The 20338-nt window shown below is 38.6% G+C and carries 22 protein-coding genes and 1 tRNA gene; 21 read left to right on the plus strand and 2 right to left on the minus strand.

Features of this window, described 5'->3' with window-relative positions:
* The 10 genes from WC955_09725 to nifS form a co-directional block, all read left to right on the plus strand.
* On the plus strand, window positions 1-397 hold a 397-nt coding region (locus WC955_09725; GenBank protein ID MFA5859335.1), incomplete at its 5' end, for a hypothetical protein.
* A gap of 34 nt (window positions 398-431) precedes the next feature.
* The gene (gene gmk / locus WC955_09730) at window positions 432-1043 is read left to right on the plus strand and encodes a guanylate kinase (GenBank protein ID MFA5859336.1); all 612 of its coding nucleotides are present in this window, start codon (window positions 432-434) and stop codon (window positions 1041-1043) included.
* Between the two features lie 33 nt (window positions 1044-1076).
* Entirely contained in the window at window positions 1077-1460 is a 384-nt protein-coding gene (locus tag WC955_09735) for a hypothetical protein (GenBank protein MFA5859337.1), read from the plus strand.
* Complete coding sequence (gene coaBC, locus WC955_09740; GenBank protein MFA5859338.1) at window positions 1457-2665, plus strand: bifunctional phosphopantothenoylcysteine decarboxylase/phosphopantothenate--cysteine ligase CoaBC; 1209 nt, start codon at window positions 1457-1459, stop codon at window positions 2663-2665. Before WC955_09735 ends, coaBC begins: the two co-directional genes overlap by 4 nt.
* Window positions 2662-3396 (plus strand): hypothetical protein, encoded by a 735-nt coding sequence (locus tag WC955_09745; protein ID MFA5859339.1) that lies wholly within the window; start codon window positions 2662-2664, stop codon window positions 3394-3396. The genes coaBC and WC955_09745 overlap by 4 nt, the downstream gene beginning before the upstream one ends.
* The gene (locus WC955_09750; protein MFA5859340.1) at window positions 3396-4004 is read left to right on the plus strand and encodes an HAD family phosphatase; all 609 of its coding nucleotides are present in this window, start codon (window positions 3396-3398) and stop codon (window positions 4002-4004) included. Before WC955_09745 ends, WC955_09750 begins: the two co-directional genes overlap by 1 nt.
* Complete coding sequence (locus WC955_09755; protein ID MFA5859341.1) at window positions 4001-4870, plus strand: sugar phosphate isomerase/epimerase family protein; 870 nt, start codon at window positions 4001-4003, stop codon at window positions 4868-4870. The genes WC955_09750 and WC955_09755 overlap by 4 nt, the downstream gene beginning before the upstream one ends.
* 19 nt (window positions 4871-4889) lie before the next feature.
* A complete protein-coding gene (hisS, locus tag WC955_09760; protein MFA5859342.1) occupies window positions 4890-6158 on the plus strand; it encodes a histidine--tRNA ligase in 1269 nt (422 codons plus the stop codon).
* A gap of 44 nt (window positions 6159-6202) precedes the next feature.
* Window positions 6203-6880 (plus strand): Crp/Fnr family transcriptional regulator, encoded by a 678-nt coding sequence (locus WC955_09765; GenBank protein MFA5859343.1) that lies wholly within the window; start codon window positions 6203-6205, stop codon window positions 6878-6880.
* Window positions 6881-6895: 15 nt separating this feature from the next.
* Window positions 6896-8068 carry a cysteine desulfurase NifS gene (nifS, locus tag WC955_09770; GenBank protein MFA5859344.1) on the plus strand — a complete coding sequence of 391 codons (1173 nt, stop codon included), beginning with the start codon at window positions 6896-6898 and terminating at the stop codon, window positions 8066-8068.
* A 5-nt stretch (window positions 8069-8073) separates the two neighbouring features.
* Here nifS and WC955_09775 read toward each other — a convergent pair whose 3' ends face one another.
* Window positions 8074-11082: a PAS domain S-box protein gene (locus WC955_09775; protein ID MFA5859345.1), complete on the minus strand. Its 3009-nt coding sequence runs from the start codon at window positions 11080-11082 to the stop codon at window positions 8074-8076.
* A 228-nt stretch (window positions 11083-11310) separates the two neighbouring features.
* On the opposite strand from WC955_09775, the gene WC955_09780 reads away from it, so the two are divergent.
* Genes WC955_09780 through WC955_09820 form a run of 9 tightly spaced genes read left to right on the plus strand, consistent with a single transcriptional unit; the run spans window position 11311 to window position 18257 of the window.
* Entirely contained in the window at window positions 11311-12231 is a 921-nt protein-coding gene (locus WC955_09780) for a bifunctional 5,10-methylenetetrahydrofolate dehydrogenase/5,10-methenyltetrahydrofolate cyclohydrolase (protein MFA5859346.1), read from the plus strand.
* A gap of 9 nt (window positions 12232-12240) precedes the next feature.
* Window positions 12241-12666, plus strand: coding sequence for a secondary thiamine-phosphate synthase enzyme YjbQ (locus WC955_09785; protein ID MFA5859347.1), 426 nt, complete (start codon window positions 12241-12243; stop codon window positions 12664-12666).
* A gap of 44 nt (window positions 12667-12710) precedes the next feature.
* A complete protein-coding gene (locus tag WC955_09790) occupies window positions 12711-13166 on the plus strand; it encodes a cyclic nucleotide-binding domain-containing protein (protein ID MFA5859348.1) in 456 nt (151 codons plus the stop codon).
* Between the two features lie 15 nt (window positions 13167-13181).
* Complete coding sequence (gene hxlA, locus WC955_09795; GenBank protein MFA5859349.1) at window positions 13182-14471, plus strand: 3-hexulose-6-phosphate synthase; 1290 nt, start codon at window positions 13182-13184, stop codon at window positions 14469-14471.
* On the plus strand, window positions 14471-14647 hold the full coding sequence (locus WC955_09800) for a hypothetical protein (GenBank protein ID MFA5859350.1): 177 nt from the start codon (window positions 14471-14473) through the stop codon (window positions 14645-14647). The genes hxlA and WC955_09800 overlap by 1 nt, the downstream gene beginning before the upstream one ends.
* Before the next feature lie 36 nt (window positions 14648-14683).
* Window positions 14684-15136, plus strand: coding sequence for a hypothetical protein (locus WC955_09805; protein ID MFA5859351.1), 453 nt, complete (start codon window positions 14684-14686; stop codon window positions 15134-15136).
* An 8-nt stretch (window positions 15137-15144) separates the two neighbouring features.
* A complete protein-coding gene (locus WC955_09810; GenBank protein MFA5859352.1) occupies window positions 15145-16482 on the plus strand; it encodes a hypothetical protein in 1338 nt (445 codons plus the stop codon).
* Between the two features lie 18 nt (window positions 16483-16500).
* Window positions 16501-17541 (plus strand): methionine synthase, encoded by a 1041-nt coding sequence (locus WC955_09815; GenBank protein ID MFA5859353.1) that lies wholly within the window; start codon window positions 16501-16503, stop codon window positions 17539-17541.
* Between the two features lie 41 nt (window positions 17542-17582).
* Window positions 17583-18257, plus strand: a complete 675-nt coding sequence (locus WC955_09820; GenBank protein MFA5859354.1) for a HEAT repeat domain-containing protein — start codon at window positions 17583-17585, stop codon at window positions 18255-18257.
* Between the two features lie 9 nt (window positions 18258-18266).
* Here WC955_09820 and WC955_09825 read toward each other — a convergent pair.
* Window positions 18267-18342: transfer RNA gene (locus WC955_09825), tRNA-Ala, on the minus strand.
* A 151-nt stretch (window positions 18343-18493) separates the two neighbouring features.
* On the opposite strand from WC955_09825, the gene aroA reads away from it, so the two are divergent.
* Both aroA and dnaX read left to right on the plus strand, forming a co-directional pair.
* Window positions 18494-19795, plus strand: a complete 1302-nt coding sequence (gene aroA, locus WC955_09830; protein MFA5859355.1) for a 3-phosphoshikimate 1-carboxyvinyltransferase — start codon at window positions 18494-18496, stop codon at window positions 19793-19795.
* 4 nt (window positions 19796-19799) lie between these two features.
* The coding region (gene dnaX, locus WC955_09835) for a DNA polymerase III subunit gamma/tau (protein MFA5859356.1) at window positions 19800-20338 on the plus strand (539 nt) is incomplete at its 3' end.

The raw sequence follows: 20338 nt of genomic DNA on the forward strand, positions 1-20338 counted from the left end.
AAGGCTTGAGGATGTTGTGCTAGAGCTTTCTAAGTATGACCGCCAGTTTGATATGCGATTAATCAAGGCTGAATCTTTGATACCTGCGGGCACGGATTATCAAAAAGGTGAAACTGTTATTCTTGTCCAGCAGCAGGAACAAATTGGCGAATTGAATGAAGAGTTGAAACAAGTTAAGAATGAACTCGAGAACGTTACAAAATCATTGTTGTTGACACGGGAACAGGTGGAACAGCAAACTAGTGTGAATAAAACAAAAATGGGTACAAAAAAAAGTATAGGGAACAATGCTGAAAGCCCAAATAATGGTTTTATTGAAGCACTGATGTTGTCGCCGTGGACAAGTATCATTGCTTTGAGTGTCTCAGTGTTTACCCTTCTAGTAGTAATCTTTTGACAGGTTTATATATTTAATTATATAATAAATGTTTATGTACAAAAAGTCAGGAACACTATTTGTGATCTCCGGCCCATCCGGTGTGGGTAAGTCAACGTTATGCAGTAAAGTGCTTGAAGTAACTGATAACATTGTCTATTCAATCTCATGCACAACACGGCCGTCAAGACAAGGTGAAGTTAATGGAAAAGAATATTTTTTTGTTAGTGAAACCGAATTTGAACAAAAAGTCAGGAAATCAGACTTTATTGAGTGGGCAAGAGTACACGAACATTATTATGGTACACCAAAAAAGTTTATTATTGACACTATAAAAAGCGGGACGGATGTCATCCTTGATATTGATGTGCAAGGCGGGATGGCGATTAGCAGGAATTTTAGTAATTCGGTATTAATATTTGTATTACCGCCGTCGCTATCAACTTTGCGTAAACGTTTAAAAGCAAGGAAGCAGGATAGTGAGAATATTATACGAAAACGTGTAAATAAAGCAAAATGGGAATTTAAGTTTGTCAGAAAATACGGATACGCAGTAGAAAATGATGAATTAGAAGATGCAGTGAAAGAAATCGGTTCTATTATTTCGGCGGAAAGGTTGAAGGTTCAAAGGCAGGTTGAGATAATAAAAAAGTTGATTGGTAAATAGTTTAGATTAATAAAAAGGGGAAATTACAAAAGTATGGCAACAAAAGAAGAATTGGTTTTAGAAGATTTATTGTCAAAGACGGATATTAACAGGTATGAACTTGTGCAGTTGGCAGCGTATTGGAGCAAAGAGCTTAAACGCAAAGAAGATGCTGCAGGTAACCGCAAGGATGTACGTGATTTTATTACCCAGGCAATGACTGACGTTCTTTCAAAAAAGGTTTCACGTGAAGATATTCAGAAGTTATTGAAGGCACAAACTGAAGAAGTTGTTTCCGCTGCTATGACTGCTGCACAGGAATTACTTGCGGTTAAAGATGTTAAGAAAACTGAGAAAGAAGAGAAAAAAGAAGTAAGCGGTAAGAAGGATGGAAAAAAGGGTAAGGCAAAATCTAAAACTGAGAAGAAAAAGAAGTGATAAAGAGTGTTAAAGGTAAAACAGTTGTTCTTGGTATAACAGGGAGTATCGCTGCTTATAAGGCTGCGGAACTCGCACGGAGGTTGATGAAGCTTGGGTTGAAGATAAGGTGTGTGCTCACGCCTTCTGCCGGGAAGTTTGTCACGCCGTTGATGTTTCAATCTTTAACCGGGGAAAAAGCTTTTCTTGAAATGTTTGATGCGGATAACTGGGAAGCTGGGCATGTGGCACTCGCAAAAAGTGCTGATGTTGTTGTCATAGCTCCTTGTACTGCGAATACTATTAATAAACTTGCGGTTGGTGTGTCGGATAATTTGTTGACTTGTACTGTACTGGCGGCAAAGGTGCCGGTTATTATAGCGCCTGCTATGAATGACGGGATGTATAATAATATCATTACCCAAAGAAATATTACTGAGCTTAAATCAAGAAATGTTATTTTTGTAAATCCTGTGAAAGGCATGCTTGCTTCAGGGTATACAGGTATTGGCCATCTTGCGGAAATTGATAATATTGTAAGTGCTGTAGTTGATACTCTTACACGTGAGTATGACAATAAAATATTGTATGGGAAGACTGTGCTAATCACGGCAGGTGCAACACGCGAATATATAGATCCTGTGCGGTATATAACAAACGCATCAACCGGGAAGATGGGTACTGCTCTGGCAGTGGCAATGAAATATGCCGGTGCTAACGTTGTTTTCGTGAAAGGCGCGACTGTGGAGTCCACTCCGCCGGTGGATAAGGTTGTTACCGTAGATTCTGCGGAACAAATGTATGATGCCTGTAACAAATATTTTACTGAAGCAGACGTATTTATTTCTGTGGCTGCAGTGTCTGATTACCGTGCAGATAAAGTTGTGAGGTCAAAGATTAAATCCGGAAAAGACGGGTTACAGCTAATGCTCGTACCGAATAGGGATATATTGTTTGAACTCGCAGCCAATAAGGCTGATAAGGTCGTAGTGGGATTCTCGCTCGAAACTGAAGATCTTGTTAATAATTCGGTGCAGAAGTTAAAGAAAAAAAATTTGGATTTAATAGTTGCGAATACCGCGGAAGTGATTGGTTCCAATGACACAAGCGTGGTAATAATAACGTCAACTGGTAAAAAGGAACGCGTTGTAAATATTGATAAGTACGCGCTTGCGCAAAAAATTGTGTCATATGTTGCTGGGGTGTTAGAACAAAAAAGTAAATGAAGTCAAGGATATCAGTTGTACTAAAATTATTCATATTTATAATGGTTCTTACCGGTACTTTGAATGCGCAGCATCAAAAGCCGTTCTTTGTCCCAAATTTTGGTGTTAAGTTTGTTTATACCGACCTAAAAGCATCAAGTGTAAGTCTCGTCGGCAGTTTTAACAGCTGGGATCCTATGCGTAAACAATTGAAAAAAGGTAAAAATGGTGTGTGGGTGGGATATCAGATATTAACTGAAGGTAAGTATAGTTATCAGTTTATTGTCGATGGAAAAAAAGATCCTGAACCGCCGGTGGATCTTGAGGTTAGCAAGTTAGAAGATGGTAAACTAAAAGTGGTTACAGTAAACGCTATCAAGGAAACAGCCACTGAGATTCAACAGAAAGATACTGCTATCCAGGAAAATGAAGTTCAGAAAAGCGCTGAGGTTAGTATTGAGATACCTCCCGAGAATAGTGAACTGCCAGTAGGAGCGTTGCCGCCTCAGATTGCCGCGCAGCATGTGCGGTTTATGTGCAATTATCCCAACGCAAAACGCGTGGATTTAGTTGGTTCTTTCAATAATTGGCAGATAGGCAAAAGTAAGTTCACTAAAAATAAATCAGGTGCGTGGGAGACGGAACTGAAATTATCACCCGGGAAATATGATTATCAATACGCAGTAGACGGTAAGTATAATAAAGAATATGCATGGACACTGATAATCGACCGTTCGGTAGGAATGAAGTGATGAATAGTATAAAAGCTGTTATCTTTGATTTAGGTAATGTAATATTGTATTTTGACCATCAAAAAAGCCTCTCACAGTTTGCAGCTCTTACCGGTCATACTTCTGAAGAGTACGGAAAATATATATTTGAGGCAGGGTTAAAGAATGAATTTGATACTGGAAAGATTGAACCGGAAGAGTTTTATAACAAGATTAGTATAAAGTTCGGGTTAAAGATATCGTTAAATGAATTCAAGCAGATATGGGGTAATATATTTTGGCTGAATACTGATGCGGAAAGTGTAATTAATAAATTGTCCGGAAGAATTAAACTCTACCTATTATCTAACACGGATGCACTACATTATGAATATTTTATGGCTAACTATCCTATCCTGCAAAAGCTGGATAAGTGTTATACATCATTCGGATTAAAACGCGTAAAACCTGATCCCCGGATTTATGAGTTTGTTCTTAAAGACATTAACTGCCGGCCGGAAGATGTGGTATACATAGATGATTGTAAAGAGTTTATCATGACCGCAAAAAAAATAGGGATTAATACCATACATTATATTGATAATGTAATACTTGCACCGGAATTATTGAATTATGGAGTTGTTGTATGAATAAACAAATAAATACTCCTGGATTGTCAACGTATTACTACGCAGGAAGTAAACTGTCAGAACGTATCGGAGTGATAGCTGAGGCTGGGTTTAAAAAAATAGAAATATGGGCGAACACACCGGACAGGCATTTTGATTATCATAAGCAGGAGCAAATCAAGGAGTTGGAGGTAAGCCTAAAAACGTATGGCGTAGAAGTTGAAACTATGCATTCGCCGTTCTTTGGAAATAACGATTTTTCTGCGTTAGATGAAACTCAACACCGTGCTACAATGTCTGAGTTTGAGTACGCAATAAATGTTTTGTCAGGTTTTGGCGGTAAAGTGATGGTAGTGCATCCGTCAAACTGGACTTCAAAGGATGCTAGTGAACTATATGATCCTGAAAAAAAAGCCGCGAGGGTTAAGCAAATAATTAAGTCGGTAGATATTCTCTACAATGTCTGCGATAAGTGCAATGTAACACTGGCGTTTGAAACGTTATTACCCGATAATCTTGCTGGTAATATTCATAATTATCAAGAGATTATTTCTGCAGTAAAGAATAAATATGTAAAAGTATGTGTTGATACGTCACATTTATGGTTGTGGCAGGGTAAAAGTGTTGAGGAATGGGTGGATGGGTTCAAGGGTTTGATTGTGACTACTCATTTATCAGATAATTCAGGTACTGGACGTGATCGTCATTTGACATTGAATGCCGGTGATATTAAATGGGAAAATGTATTTAATGCTTTGCAAAGAGGTGTTTTTGAGAATGCATATATGCTTGAAGTGCAACATCCTCCTGCAAGTGATAATGTTTCAGCTGAGGTTAGGCTAAAAGAGTTGTATAATACGGTAACAGGTTATTTATCTAAACTGTGATAATGGATGGGATGTAAAGATGGATATTATTAATGCGCCACGGGGAACCCGTGATATATTAGGCAGAGAAGTTGTTAATCACAGGACAGTGGAGTCAATCGCGAGTAAAGTCTTTGAACGGTGGGGATACGAAGAAATTATTACGCCTGTGTTTGAACACCGTGAACTGTTTATACGATCAATAGGAGATACTACGGATATTGTTGAGAAAGAAATGTATTCTTTTCAAGATAAAAAAGAACGGTGGATGGTATTACGCCCGGAAGGGACTGCTGCAGTGGTACGCGCGATGATTGAACATAAAAGATTTCAACCCGGGAAAATTAATCGCGAGTTTTATCGTGGTTCAATGTACCGTTATGAACGCCCACAGGCGGGGCGTTACCGCGAGTTTTATCAGGTAGGGGCTGAACTATTCGGTGTGACATCCGCTTACGGTGATTGGGAAGTAATCATGCTTGGGTATGATATCCTGAAAACACTGAAACTTGACGGTGAAATAAGGATCGAACTTAACAGTTTAGGCTGCAAAGAGTGCCGTCCAAAGTACCGCGAAGCGTTATTAAGTACTCTAATAAGTTATGGGCCGCAACTCTGCGGAGATTGTAAAAACCGTATTACACGGAACCCATTACGTGTGCTTGACTGCAAAATTGATGCCGGAAAAATTGGTAATCTACCATCAACTTTGGAATATCTGTGCGATGAATGTAAAACACATTTTGAATTAACCACATCGTTACTGAAAAAAAGCGGTGTAGAGTTCAGCGTGAACCCAAAACTTGTCCGCGGTTTAGATTATTATACCCGCACGGTATTTGAGATAAAATGCGCAAAACTTGGCGCTCAGGATGCAGTTGCAGCAGGAGGTAGGTATGACGGGTTGGTAGCCGAACTCGGCGGGCCTGCAGTGCCGGCAGTAGGATTAGCGTTTGGTGTTGACCGTTTATCCTTTCTTTTGTCTCAGCAACAAACCAGTACGGATAAAAGCGATAATTGTATATCCGTTATCGCAGCGGGTAGTACAGAAGTGTTGTCTAGAATATCGTTATTAGCGAGGGATATTAGAAATTCAGGATTTAATGTATATACCGAATTCTATGATAGTAAAAGTATGAAAGCACAGATGCGGTATGCTAATGAATTAGGAGTAAGGGCTGTCTTGATCTATGGAGAAGATGAACACACAAGAGGTGTTATACAAATGAAAGATATGAATAACGCAACACAGGCTGAAGTTAAGCTGTCAGATTTGTTTGATGAATTAAAAAAAGTATTAGAGAAATAATTGCTGTAATATAACAAAGTGTTATTCGGAGGTTAAAAATTGTTATGGTAACAAGTATTTTGTCAAAAGTCGCTCTGTTTTCTGGGATGAATAAAAAGCAGTTGAAGAGGTTGAGTAAACTCGGTGTAATTAAGAAGTTTAAGGCTAGGGAGTCAGTTTTTTCTGAGCAAGAAACAGGTGATGCTTTTTATGTAATTATAAAAGGGCTTGTAAAAATATTTAAGCGTTCATCTGTGGGTGAACATAAAACCTTGGTTATACTTAAGGAAGGCGATTTTTTTGGTGAGATGGCAGAACTGGATAAACCGTACCGTTCAGCAAGCGCGCAAGTTATTGTAGAAAGTGAATTACTGGTATTCTACAAAAAAGCGTTTGAAAAAATTATAAGTAATTACCCGCGGATAACTGTTAATCTTATGCAAACTATGTCTGCTAGGTTGCGGGAAGCGGATGAACAGATAAAAAATCTTGTATTTCAAAATACGGCAGGGAGGTTAGCGGTGGCATTGCTTGATCTTTCAACAAAGTATGGGAATAAAACTGCTAAAGGTATTGAGATTAATGTTAAACTCTCACACCGTGATATTGCGGATCTTGTAGGGAGTTCACGTGAACTTGTGACAAAAGTTATGAATCAATTCAAGCATATAGGATGCATACGAATTGAACACGGAAAAATGTATATAATCAATAAAAGACGATTGAAGGATTGTATCTACTGAGATACTGCTTATTAAATGAAACGTATCTACATGGATAATAACGCTACAACGCGTGTACGGGAGGAAGTTGTCAATACAATGATTCCATATTACGCGGAACATTATGGTAATCCTTCAAGTATTCATTATTTTGGACAAAAAAGCCGTGCAGTCATCGATGATGCGAGGATTGTTATGGCACGGTTTATTTCCGCGGATGATCCACAAAATATTGTGTTTACCAGTGGCGGGACAGAATCTGATAATTTTGCAATTAAAGGTTTTGCTATGGCAAACAGTAAACGCGGAAAGCATATCATAACTTCGAGTATTGAACATCACGCAGTGTTTAATACCTGCGAGTACTTAAGGAAGAATTTCGGTTATTCTGTTACCTACATACCAGTAGATCGTAACGGCGTGGTTGACATAAAGAAACTTGAAACCGCGTTAAGTGAAGATACAATACTTGTTTCTATAATGCATGCGAATAATGAAACCGGGGTTATTCAACCTATAAAAAGTATCGGGAAAATGCTAAAAAATAAAAATATTGCGTTTCATACCGATGCTGTGCAGACAGCTGGAAAGGTGAGGATTGACGTTGATGACCTGGGGGTTGATCTTCTGAGTATATCCGCTCATAAGTTTTATGGTCCAAAAGGCGTAGGGATGTTATATATTCGTAAAGGATTGACTATCGATGCGTTATTGCATGGCGGGCATCATGAATCAAACTACCGTGCGGGGACTGAGAATGTTCCTTGTATTGCGGGAATGAGTGCTGCAGCACAGATCGCTATGAGAGAATATACACTTGAGTGTTCGCGTATATCGTTACTGCGTGAAAAGTTTGAAACTGGGATACTTGAGCGTATACCTCAGTCTGAGATTAATGGCATACACGCTGAACGGTTATACAATACCAGCAGTATCGCATTCAAATATGTAGAGGGCGAAGCTCTTTTATTGGCTATGGATAATGAAAGTACAGGGATTGCTGCATCATCGGGTTCTGCGTGTACCGCAGGAAGTAGTGAACCTTCACATGTTCTTACCGCAATGGGTGTGGAACCGTTAATTGCACAAGGAACAATACGTTTTTCGTTTGGGCATGATAATACAGAAGAAGAAGTTGATTATCTCTTAGATACATTACCCAGGGTTGTGGAGAAGCTCAGAACTATGTCTCCTTTGTGGAGACAGTAAAGTTATCACCCTATTATAGATTGTATTTTATTGATCATCTCGTCTATATCAAATGGTTTTGAGATAAAGGGTACCTTGTTTTTTTGGATCCAGTTGATATAATTACTTTTTGAGTTATATCCCGATAATATGATAACTTTTACGCTTGGGTTTATCTTTCTCAATTGAGTAAACACCCATTGCCCTGACCTCTTTGGCATTATTATGTCAAGTATCACTATATCGATTTTTTCCCAGGAGTGCCGGTATTTCTTTACTGCATCTACAGGATCGTTTGAGGTAATTAACCCAAATCCTCTGCTTGGGAATATTTTTGTGCATAAATCGAGTATATAGCTTTCATCTTCAATCACCATTACGTTAGGTTTTTTGGATTTACTTCGTATCCCCGTATATACTTGCTGAGTTTTGGTTTCAGAATCATTTTCAGTGACTGTTTTTTCCTGAGTTGCAGGGAGGTAAATTGTGAATGTAGAACCTTTCCCGGGTGCTGAGTTGACTTCTATATGGCCGTGATGTTTCTTTATAATACTGTAAACCAAAGATAAACCCAGCCCGACACCGTACCCGATGTCTTTAGTGGTAAAGAATGGTTCAAAAATGCGGTCTATTATGTCGCGTGTCATGCCTTTGCCTGTATCGGTGATATCTATCTGTACATAAACATCACTATGATGTTCTTTAGTGTGTTGTAATGCTACTGGCACAGAACGTAAGGTTATTTTTGATGTTCGTATATTGAGTTTACCTCCGGAAAGCATGCTGTTTTGTGAATTTATACAGATGTTTAGCAATGCTTGTTCTAAGAGGACTTCGTTGCCAATTACAATTGCCGGTGTTTGGTCCAGGTTGAGTTTTATATCAATATTTTTGTTTATACTGTGAGATAAGAGCCTGTTGAGTTTGATAATGAGATAATTAGTGTCGAATGGTTTCATCGTTTCAGGTTTATCGGATTGTTGGCGTGCAAAATCGAGTAATTGGCGTGAGAGATGAGATGCTTGCTGGGAAAGTTTGATTATAATATCGACACATTCTTTTATATTACCATCAATCGTTGCTGTTTTCAGGATAAACTGTGCGTTTCCCAAAATGCCTGTAAGGAGGTTATTGAAATCATGCGAGATTCCACCTGCCAGGCGGCCGATAGCTTCCATTTTTTGTGATTGGAATAATAGGTTTTGGAGTTCATTTTTCTCTCTGGTATTGTCGTGTTCCTTGCTCATATCAGTGATTATATTGCAGTTGGTTATTATCTCATTAGTGCTCTTATCGCGGAGAACAAAACACATGTTGTATCCTGGGAAAGTTGAACCATCTTTTTTACGCATTAGTATTTCACCTGCCCAGTTGCCTTTTTCCATTTCAGGATAAATGTTATTTTCAAAACGTTTGTATTCACTCGGCGATATAAGATCTGCGCATCGTAATTTTAATATTTCCATTTTGTTATAACCAAATAATTTTAAAGTATGTGTGTTTACATAATTTATATTATGTCGTGTGTTAGAAAAAATTACGCCCAGCGGTGCTGTCTCAACGATATTACGGTATTTGAGTAGTTCAGTTTCCATTAGTCTGTGAGATGTAATATCCATACTTATACCCGAAACGGAGAATGTATGGTTGTTCAAGTGAGCCGGATTAAGTGCTGTTTCAAAATACAGGACATTGCCTTTTTTGGTTAACCACCGGAATTCAATATTGTGTGAAGTATGCGAGCTTAGAACTTTATTGAAAACGAGTAAAAAAGCTTTACGGTCATCAGGGTGTAGGAATGACGTAAACTTTTTTCCTTTGATTAATTCCGGAGTATAGCCTGTTTTTATGTTAGTTTGGTTACAAAAAGTTATGTTACAACGGGGATTTAATGCAAAAACAAAACTGTTTGTGTGTTCTACCAGTAGACGGTACTTGGATTCAGAATCACGGAATTTGTTTAATAATTCAATACGTTCGGTTATATCTGTTCCGATCGAAATAACTTCTTTGACCTTGCCTTCTTCATAGATAACGGAATTGCTCCATAAAATTGTACGCTCGTCACCGTTTTTGCATAAAATCGGGTTCTCATATGATTTGGGGAACTTTTTACGGATATTCTCTGATTTCGGGTCAAGTTTCAAAAGTGCTGTGAATACTTTATAAACTTTATCACGTAATATTCTGGGTATAAAAATAGAGAAATACTTTTTACCAATGATTTCTTCGCGTTTATAACCTGTTATATCCTCAGCTGCGGAGTTGAACATTGTGATATTCGTTTTGCAGTCCATTCCTACTACGATAAGCGGTGTTAATTCAATTATTTCTTCCAGATGGTTGCGTTGTTCTACTATTGAATTCATAAGTTTTGCGTTGTTGCCTATGTTATTTAACGTTTCTTCAAAGTTATACAATGGGGTTACAACCTTTGAGTATTGATTAGGTTTAATATAATTGGTATTAGGATACATTTCGATGCCCGTAATGATATGTTCGTGTGTGCGTAGTGCTTCAAATAAGAGATCGGGACGCATATGTTTCCTGTCATACTGGCAAATCATCGATGTGTTTTTTTGTTCAAGCAATTCTGAGATAACGTTCTCGCGGTGAGATATTGTTGTCTTGCTTATATTATCAAAAATATCGTTGTCTACCTCAAATATAATGAAAGTTCCTCTATATTTGTTATACATGCTGCGCTTTAATAAGACAGAAATAAATTTTTGTACCTTGGGAGGATCAAATTTGTTGTTGCGTATATAAAATCTATTTGAGGGCATGATTACAAGTTGGCCGTTGGCAAGTGAAGCAGATAACATAGGGCATGTTTTATTGAGTTGTGATTTCAAAACTGATATTTTTTCGCTTTTCAGGATAACGATACATTTGAAATCGTTGCTCAGGCCATATGTAAAATATTTGGTTATAAGTTTTATTTGTTCGTTTAAGGTTGAATAAAAATGTACGGCATGAGAATGTTTTACATTTTCATCTGGAAACTTTCCATACGGCATTAATGCTTTTTTCATGTAGTTATCCTTTTGCCAAATATATTGATTATTTTTATATATGAAGATAGTCTTTATATGTATAAAATGATATATAAATTTGATTAGGGTTGTCAAGAACATTTAATAAATATCATTGCCGTCGTGTCTATAAAATTAGCAGGTATATATATAGTATAGATAATAGTTAATTTGCTATAATTAACTATTATAATAAATGTCACATACATTAGAGAAAGGTGTTATACAATGCCAGCAGTTTTGATTGATGGGGAGAGCGTAGCTGCTAAAATTAAAAAGGAATTAATTGTTAAGATAAATGAATTAAAGGCCTCACGGAAAAAAGGCCCATTGCTAGCAGCCGTACAGATAGGTGAAAACCCTGCGTCAATGGTGTATATCAAAAACCAGCAGAAAAGTTGTGAGGAAGTAGGGATTGAGTATAAGCTTCATTCATTACCCGCAGAGAGTACAGAGAAACAGGTTGTTGAATACATTCAGGGTTTAAACGTAATAGATGAAATATCGGGTATTATACTACAGATGCCGTTGCCTTCAGGGATGGATACTGCTAAAGTTCAACAGGTTATTGCAGCTGAAAAAGATGTTGAAGGCGTAACTTACGCAAATATGGGAAGATTGTTGTTTGGCAACGCTGCAATTGCGCCTTGTACTGCAATGGCAGTCATTGAACTAATTAATTCTCTGGGTATTCCGTTGAAGGGAAAAGAAGCTGTGGTTGTCGGGCATAGCGCAATTGTAGGAAAACCAGCGGCATTGTTTTTGTTGTCCTCCGCAACGGAATCTGCTACCACTACGGTATGCCACATAGCAACAGTTGGGTTAAAACAGCATACTTTGCGTGCAGATATTCTCATAGTAGCTTGCGGGAAGGTTGGTTTGATTAGAAAAGATATGGTGAAACCCGGGGCGATAGTTATTGACGTTGGAATTAACCGTATTCCTGTACTTGATGAAAAAGGAAATACTGTACTTAACGAAAAAGGTAAACCTAAGATGAAAACGGTTGGGGATGTTGAATTTGATGAAGTCAAAAATGTAGCTGGATATATTACCCCTGTACCGGGTGGAGTGGGGCCGGTAACTACGGTCTTATTGCTGAGAAATACAGTAGAATTATTTCAGCAACAAGAATTTGTTGGAAAGTAGGAAGCGTACATGGCAGTTGTTACATCTAATATTACTGTAGATACTAAAGGAGAGGTGGATATCATAAATATCACCGCTGAGGTTAGCGACAATATTAAAAGTTCAGGTATAAAAAATGGTACTGTAACAGTGTTTATCCCGGGAGCTACAGGTGCGGTGACAACCATTGAATACGAACCGGGGTTGGTGTCTGATTTTAAGAAGTTGATGGAACGGGTTGCACCAAAAAACGGGCAGGAGTATCAGCATAATGTTACTCATTCTGATCGTAATGCGCATTCGCATCTGCGTGCATCATTGATTGGGCCGGGATTAACGGTTCCAATAGTTGATTCTGAATTGGTACTAGGCGTGTGGCAGCAGATCGTGTTTGTTGATATGGACAACCGTGAAAGAAAACGTCAAATTGTTACACAAATAATTGGTGAAAAGTGAATTAAATATTATTAATAAAATTATAAAGAGAGGCGGATAGTATTATGGATAATGTAGTAGATTTTTTAAAAAAAAGCGGTGCTTTTCCAGGATTGAAAGAAAATGATTTGATATTGTTAGCGTCAATAACTAATATTGAAAATTATGAAGCCGGGAAGTTGTTGTTTAAGGAGAACGATCCAGGTGATTCAATGTTTATTATTGCGGCGGGTAGTATAAAGATATGGAAGGATATGAATCCCGGACGGAAAACAATAACTTCACTTTCACAAAATGAACTTCTTGGCGAATTGTCTATGATAGATGCGGAACCAAGGTCGGCAACTGCGGAAGCGGTAGTTGCAACTCAAGTGATTAAAATTATGGCAAGTGATTTGAATTTGTTAATTGATAAAACACCGGTCTTTGGTGTGCATTTTCTGAGAATGATGACCTTATCGCTTAGCCGTAGGTTAAGAAATACAACGCAGCAGTTAAGAAAACAAGTGGTGTTTGGTTAATACAAAGCAGGGGACATGGGACATTCAATTATTCAGGTAGCTTTAGATTTTGTTGATACTCACCGTGCACTGAAGCTTGCGGAAGAAATTGACGGTGCTGGTATTGACTGGTTGGAAGCCGGAACGCCGTTGATCAAAAGTGCTGGGTTGGATATAATTCGTGCTTTACACAAAAAGTTTCCGCAAAAATGTATTGTTGCTGACCTAAAAATTATGGATGTAGGGCGGATAGAAGTCGAGATGGCAGTAAAAGCCGGAGCGGGCGTAGTTACAGTGCTGGGCTGTGCTAGCGATGAAACAATCAAAGAAAGTGTTAATGCCGGCCGTAATTACGGTGCTAAAGTTATGGCTGATATGATTGAAGTTAAGGATATTTCTACAAGAGTAAAGCAATTGGAAAAACTGAGAGTTGATATTATTGGTTTGCATATACCGATTGATGAACAAATGAAAGGCAAAATTAATTTTGGGTTTCTGAAGGACGTACGTAAAATAACGTCTTTACCTGTAGCAGTTGCCGGAGGAATTAACAGCGCAAATATTGCAGAGGCTGTACGTGCCGGAGCGGATATCCTTATAGTAGGCGGGGCAATTACGAAATCCGCGTGTCCTGCTGACGAAGTAAAAAAATTATTGAAAGCTATACGTACAAAAACTAGTGTAAAAAATGTGTATTACCAGAGAGCGGGATTGGATAATGTTCGGGAAGTATTAAATGTAGTATCCGCTGCTAATGTTTCTGATGCGATGCATCGCGCACCGGCACTCACAGGGGTATATCCTTTGGTTAAAGGTACTAAACTTGTCGGTCCTGTGGTTACAGTCAGTACGTTACCGGGAGATTGGGCAAAACCCGTACAGGCAATTGATCTGGCAAATGAAGGGGATGTTTTAGTGGTCGATACCGGCGGTGTTGGTCCTGCAGTCTGGGGAGAATTGGCAACTCAAAGTGCTGTTACCCGTAAACTCGCAGGTGTTATTGTGCACGGAGCGGTGAGGGATACTATGGATATTGTTAAAATTAAACTTCCAATATTTACGAAAACTGTGCAGCCAAATGCAGGAGAACCAAAAGGGTATGGAGAGATTAACGTTCCGTTGATAATTGGCGGAATAAAGGTTTCTCCCGGGGATTGGGTTATAGGTGATGATGACGGGGTGATTGTATTGCCAAAAAATGATGTCGTTGAGATTGCAAACCGCGCAATGAATGTTTTGGAACACGAAAACCGTTTACGGAAAGAAATTAAGGATGGGAGTACGCTAGCTAAAGTTACTAATTTACTTAAATGGGAGAAAAAATAATGGCTAAAAACCAAAATATGCAAAAAGAATTAACAGATAAACAGGGAAGCAGCATAACAGAAGTACCCGGGACAGCATTGGAAATATTTAAAGCAAATTTTCCTTGGATAATAGTACTGGTTGTGTTTTTTGTAATGGCAGTATCTGTGTACGTCCTATACACAAATCAGAAGTAACGGCAGTTGTTTAATTTTGATAAAGGATAGGTTACCATGAAAACTATCGCACAGTATTTTGTAGTGTTTGCGGCAATAGTCTTCAGTATAGCGTCAATCATGCTGGGATTGAAGTATGCCAAACTTAAGAATGAATATAATGTTCTTCTTAACGATGCTGTTGTCGTACAACAAAATGCTGTAGTTCTAAGTACGGGTACAACAAATGTCCCGCTGGATGAATTAGAGAAAGTTAAGAATATGTTTATCCAGAAAGATCTGGAATGTAAAGAACTGAAACAACAATTGAACGAATTGGAATTACTAGGAAAGAATCGTGCGGAAGATGAGGTACGCAGTAAACTTCTTGCAGAAAAGGATATGTTGTTATCAACAAAATCGGTTAAATTGAAAGAAAAAGAGTCTATCCTTCAGAAAAAAGAAGATGAACTTATCAAGAAAGAAATGGACTTGCGGTTGTACGAAAATAAAGTTAAGTCCATACAGTGATTAATAATATGGCAACAGTGTACAAAAAAAAAGCGTTGCGGTCATTGTATCGATGCCTGGCGGTTATATTACTTCTGTGTATATACAGCAATTCAGCTTCAGCAAAAGATATTACTAACCAGTATCTTAGGTTGAAAGTTAATAGCGAGAACGGTAGGTTTGTGGTATCCACAACACAAGGTGATCCTTTAATAAAAACGGATGATAATAAAAAACTGCTATTTGAACGGTTTGGTGAAGTTACTTCTTATTCTACACTGAAACTTGATGGGAAAAATGTTGTATTTGGTAACACTAACGGCAGTATTATTAGACAGACAAGTTCGCAAAAACGTATGGAGTTCGCCTGGGGTTATGAGGACCTTAATATTACTCAAACACTAACGTTAGTTGAAGGTATTACCACAGGCAGAGAGGATAGTGTTAGAGTAGAATATGTTGTGTATAACAGTGGTAGTAAATCACATACTGTTGGGATGAGAATCCTGCTTGATACAATGCTTGGGAGTAATGACGGAACGCCGTTCTCTGTTCCAGGCTACGGTGCGGTTACTACTGATACTGAATTCACGGGTGAAAGTGTTCCGACTTATTGGTACGCGTTTGATAATATACGTACACCGGCAGTATGTAGCCTCGCAACTGTTAAAATCTATGAATATAAATCTCCGGACCGAATAGTTTTTTCTAATTGGAACCGTATGTACGATTCTTACTGGGATGTAAAGTTACTGAAGGGTAGAGGGTTTAGTCCAAACGCATTAGCTACTCCTGACAGCGGAGTAGCAGTGTTTTGGGAACCCGTTAAAGTTGATTCTTATAAAAGCGTTAAGTACGCGATTTGTTATGGGTTGCACAAACCTGCAATGAATATCGGTGATGCTTTTAATATTGCCGTTAGTTGTCCGTTAAAAATATATTCCGCACAGCAGTTTACGCTTGTATGCGACGTTGAGAACGCAACGGATGATGGGTTATTGCGTAATGTCATAGCTACAATGGAAGTTTTACCTGATAAGAGTTTGGACCTGCAAAAAGGTTCTGTAAAACAGATGATTGATGATTTAAGCGCTCGTGAGGCTGCAAAGGTTAACTGGTTATTCCAGCCATCAGCGTTATATACAGGACAGGTGAATATTAGGATAACTTTTTCGGGTGAATTACATTCACCGGAAGGTGTGAAACAAAAAAGTGTGGTAGTAGAAAAGGATTTAATGGTGATTCCTCAGTACGCCACAAAAACGGATAGCATATCTACTATAAATGAAGAGTTACTGAAGGCTAATCAGGACCTCGCAGGATTGAACCTGCGGCTTGACCGTATTGATGTGGATTTGAAGCATTAAGAGTTAATATATATTTTTATGAAAACAAAAAATGTTATCACTACCGGTATTGGTAGTTTGCCACATACGGATCCTGTCCGTGCGGCGGAGATTGTGGTTAACGGTTTTGATATACCTTTTCTGTTGCAGTTGCCAAAACGTAATTTCCGGGAGAGTATGTATATTCAATATTCCGAAGGGTTGCCCGGGGTGATACTTAATCAGGAAAAACAGGTTGTTTATGTGGATATGTCAAAAGAAAATCTGCCGGAGGAATACGAACGGTTTTATCAAGCAGTTATTGATAATGATATTGATAAGTTTTGTATATCACAAGATTATGCTGCGGGGATATATTCTGTAATTGATGTTTTAAAACTTTATAGTAATAAGAAGTTTCATAAAATTAAAGTGCAAGTGACAGGGCCTGTATCATTTGGGCTTACGGTCACGGATGAAACCGGTAAGTCTATACTTCATAACGAACAGTATTCAGATGTTCTGGTTAAAGGGTTGTTGATGAAAGCTCTGTGGCAGGTGGGATTTGTCCGTAAGAATATGCCTGACTCAAGGATTCTTGCATTTATTGATGAACCGTATCTGTCAGCCTTTGGTTCCGCGTATGTTCCGGTCTCGAGGGAGGTTGTGGTTAAGTGTATCAACGAAATCGCGGACGCGTTGCACAAGATCGATGTTGAGGTGGGGATACATTGCTGTGGAAATACTGATTGGTCAATCCTGATGGACACATCAATAGATGTGCTTAGTTTTGATGCTTATAATTATTTTGAAACTTTGTTATTATATAAAAGCAAACTGGCAGAGTTTATTACTTCCGGAAGGAAGCTGGCATGGGGTATTGTGCCGAGCAATAACGATGTTATTGCTGATGCTGTAGTTGAGCTTAAGCAAAGGATCAACCACGGGATTGAAGTATTAGCAAGTAAAGGAATTGATAAAGATATTATAATGGAAAATATAATCATAACACCGAGTTGCGGGCTTGGGTCACTGGAACCGGTGAGATCAGAAAATATTGTTAACTTAATTAATGAATTGAAGATTGAATTACAAAAGTGAATGCTTTCTTCAAATGCTTCAGGAAAGGTGAGTGATTGGTAATGACAGAGAATACTGATAAAAAAAATGTTGCGAGATTACAGGATCATCTAAAATACGGTACGCCAAATACGCGGTGGACCGCTGTGCGGGAACTTCTGGAGATTGGTGATGAAGAGGTTGTTATTATCCTGAAGGAAGCGTTGTCGGATGATGATCTTAATGTAAGGTGGGAGGCGGCGGTTGCGTTGGCGGAGCTGGGATGTAAGGAATCAGTTCCGATATTATTAAAAGCACTAGAGGATAAGAGAGTAAGCAACCGATGGGTCGCTGCGGAGAAGCTTGCAATGGTGGCGGATGAGTCTATCATACCAAAACTATTGTTATTACTAAAAAACCCTGACCCTACAATCCGGCAGGTTGTAATCAAAGTATTGGGTGAAATGAAAATGAATATCATCGTTCCGAGTATAAAAGAAATGTTGGAAGACACGGATTTTGATGTGCGCTGGGAAGCGGCATATGTATTGAAAGACCTAGGTGATGATTCTGGTATTAAAGTTTTCCGCGAAGGATTGAGGCACGAGAATCCGTTAATGCGGCTGCAATCTATCTGGTCCTTAAGCGAGTTCAGGGATAAAAGTGTTATTGCTGCGTTTGAATATATCGCGGCAAATGATCCTAAAACTGAAATCCGTGAAGAAGCGCAGGAAGCGCTGAAAAAGTTTAAGAAATAATATTTTATTTGGTGGAGGTGAAGGGATTTGAACCCTCGGCCTCATCGTTGCGAACGATGCGCTCTCCCAGCTGAGCTACACCCCCATGTATTGTATGATTCAAGATTATATTAAATGTGTTTATTGAAAGCAAATACATTCCATTTCTCTAGTTTGATAATTTACCTCTGAATTTAGTAAAATACATTTTATAAGAGTGCGGTATAATAAATAATTGAATTGAGAGCGGTTGTGCAGTGAAAAAAAACAATATAAGTGTAAGTATCCTTCCTGTAAATGTGTTAAAAGGGGAGATAGTTGCGTCATCGTCAAAGTCGTATACGCATCGGGCAGTGATAACGTCTATTTTTACAAAAAAAACTATAATTATTAATCCTCTTAAATGTGATGATACTGCAGCTACTCTTAATGTTATCAGGCAGTTAAACAAAAATGTTGAGATTAATGGCAATAAAATTACTATTTGGGATAAAAACTGTAAAGTTGACAAATCGTTATCCGGTATAAAGCATATCAATGTTGGGGAATCAGGGACATTATTAAGAATATTATTGTCAATCCTCTGTGCCAGAAACGGTAAATATATGATCAACGGCGAAGGGAGTTTGCGTACACGGCCTAATACCGCAGTTGTAAATGCATTGAGTCAGATTGGGGCGGATATACAAGGTACGGGTAGAAAACAAACTGTTCCTTTTCGGGTCATCGGTACCCCATCCTTGATGCACGGGATAATTGAAATCAGCGGCGCGCAAAGTTCTCAGACAGTGTCTTCTCTTATACTTGCCTCCGCAGAAAATAATGATGGGGTGGTGATAAAAATATCTGACCGCCTGGTTTCCCGGCCGTATGTAGATATTACGATAGATGTTCTCAAACATTTTGGGGTAACGGTTGTTAACTATATGGGGAAATACAAAAAATTTATTATCCCCTGTGGGCAGAAGGTTAAAAATGTTGTAAAATATAAAATTAATGGCGATTATTCATCCGCAGCGTTTATTATTACCGCCGGGTGTCTAACAAAATCTGAGCTAACGATCTCGGGTCTTTTGGATGATAAACAAGGAGACAAACGGATAATAGCTATTCTAAACGCTATGGGTGCAAAAATTGGGTATAACTGCGGTAAAGTAATGATAAACGGGCCGTATAACCTGCATGGAATTGATATTGATGCGGGTGATATCCCTGACCTTGTGCCTGTGCTTGTGGTTGCAGGTGCATTCGCTTCCGGAAAGACAAGGATACGGAATATTAAACATCTGGCAATAAAGGAAAGTAACCGGATTAAAACACCTTGTGAGGAGTTAAGAAAACTCGGGGGTAATGTTACTTTTGATGATAAGATGATTGAAATTAAGCATTCACAACTGCGTTATGGCAAAGTTGATTCTCGAAATGATCATAGGGTTGCTATGGCAATGGCAGTAGCGGGTATCTGTGCGAAAGGTGTTGTAATAACAAACGCACAGGCAGTTGCAAAGTCATATCCGCTGTTTTTTAAGCATTTAAGTATATTGGGAGTGAAACAATAAAAATATGGCGTATCTGGTTTTAGCAAGGAAATACCGTCCGCAGTCGTTTAAAGATGTACTCGGTCAGGAGCATGTAACTCGTACACTAGAGAATGCTATAAAGACAAATCATATAGCGCATGCTTATCTGTTCTCCGGCCCGCGGGGAGTTGGGAAAACGACTACCGCACGTATTTTTGCTAAAGCGTTGAACTGTGAAAAAGGCTTGGTTACGGAACCTTGTCAAACCTGTTCAGCGTGTAAAGAAATTACTGCGGGGACTTCTATGGATGTTATCGAAATAGATGGCGGTTCAACCCGCGGGATAAATGAAATTAGGGAGTTAAGAAATAATGTTAGGTTCGCACCAGCAAGTGTAAGGTACAAAGTGTATATTATTGATGAGGTTCATCAGATAACATCATTTGGGTTTAATGCATTGCTAAAAACTTTAGAAGAACCGCCTGCACATGTTAAATTTATGATGGCAACAACTGAACCTCATGAGTTACCAAGGACAATTATTTCGAGACTCCAGCATTTTACACTTAAGTTAGTCCCTAT

Source organism: Elusimicrobiota bacterium, from assembly GCA_041658405.1.
Lineage (GTDB): Bacteria > Elusimicrobiota > UBA5214 > JBBAAG01 > JBBAAG01 > JBBAAG01.

Bases quoted from the DNA above. Each gene is read 5' to 3' on its own strand.
- gmk (MFA5859336.1), top strand. From the start codon at position 432: ATGTACAAAAAGTCAGGAACACTATTTGTGATCTCCGGCCCATCCGGT.
- WC955_09735 (MFA5859337.1), top strand. From the start codon at position 1,077: ATGGCAACAAAAGAAGAATTGGTTTTAGAAGATTTATTGTCAAAGACG.
- WC955_09745 (MFA5859339.1), top strand. From the start codon at position 2,662: ATGAAGTCAAGGATATCAGTTGTACTAAAATTATTCATATTTATAATG.
- WC955_09750 (MFA5859340.1), top strand. From the start codon at position 3,396: ATGAATAGTATAAAAGCTGTTATCTTTGATTTAGGTAATGTAATATTG.
- WC955_09755 (MFA5859341.1), top strand. From the start codon at position 4,001: ATGAATAAACAAATAAATACTCCTGGATTGTCAACGTATTACTACGCA.
- hisS (MFA5859342.1), top strand. From the start codon at position 4,890: ATGGATATTATTAATGCGCCACGGGGAACCCGTGATATATTAGGCAGA.
- WC955_09765 (MFA5859343.1), top strand. From the start codon at position 6,203: ATGGTAACAAGTATTTTGTCAAAAGTCGCTCTGTTTTCTGGGATGAAT.
- nifS (MFA5859344.1), top strand. From the start codon at position 6,896: ATGAAACGTATCTACATGGATAATAACGCTACAACGCGTGTACGGGAG.
- WC955_09775 (MFA5859345.1), bottom strand. From the start codon at position 11,082: ATGAAAAAAGCATTAATGCCGTATGGAAAGTTTCCAGATGAAAATGTA.
- WC955_09780 (MFA5859346.1), top strand. From the start codon at position 11,311: ATGCCAGCAGTTTTGATTGATGGGGAGAGCGTAGCTGCTAAAATTAAA.
- WC955_09785 (MFA5859347.1), top strand. From the start codon at position 12,241: ATGGCAGTTGTTACATCTAATATTACTGTAGATACTAAAGGAGAGGTG.
- WC955_09790 (MFA5859348.1), top strand. From the start codon at position 12,711: ATGGATAATGTAGTAGATTTTTTAAAAAAAAGCGGTGCTTTTCCAGGA.
- hxlA (MFA5859349.1), top strand. From the start codon at position 13,182: ATGGGACATTCAATTATTCAGGTAGCTTTAGATTTTGTTGATACTCAC.
- WC955_09800 (MFA5859350.1), top strand. From the start codon at position 14,471: ATGGCTAAAAACCAAAATATGCAAAAAGAATTAACAGATAAACAGGGA.
- WC955_09805 (MFA5859351.1), top strand. From the start codon at position 14,684: ATGAAAACTATCGCACAGTATTTTGTAGTGTTTGCGGCAATAGTCTTC.
- WC955_09810 (MFA5859352.1), top strand. From the start codon at position 15,145: ATGGCAACAGTGTACAAAAAAAAAGCGTTGCGGTCATTGTATCGATGC.
- WC955_09815 (MFA5859353.1), top strand. From the start codon at position 16,501: ATGAAAACAAAAAATGTTATCACTACCGGTATTGGTAGTTTGCCACAT.
- WC955_09820 (MFA5859354.1), top strand. From the start codon at position 17,583: ATGACAGAGAATACTGATAAAAAAAATGTTGCGAGATTACAGGATCAT.